The organism is Bradyrhizobium sp. Ken01, assembly GCF_055807355.1.
Genome location: NZ_JBVVPC010000316.1, coordinates 1 through 232 on the forward strand (window position 1 = coordinate 1; position 232 = coordinate 232).

General features: G+C 63.8%; 1 protein-coding gene. It reads right to left on the reverse strand.

Annotated elements, in window-relative coordinates:
• On the reverse strand, positions 1–232 hold a 232-nt coding region (locus AC0L3S_RS39790), incomplete at both ends, for a cell division protein FtsQ/DivIB (protein ID WP_473285460.1).

Consider the following 232-nt stretch of genomic DNA (forward strand, 5'->3'; position numbering starts at 1 on the left):
GTTCGGCGAGCGCCTGATCCTCGTCGTCCTCGGGAAGCTTGATGGTGATGCCATTGTCCAGCTTCAGGTCCCAGCGCCGTTCGCCGACACGGATATAACCTTTGATCCGGTTCGCGAGCTCGGGATATTTTTCGACCTTGGCCAGGAAATCGGGCGCGCTCGCCGGCGCGCCGGTGCCGATCAGCAGCGGCAGAAGCACCTGCTTGCCGCCCGAGAACGGCGCGATCATGGC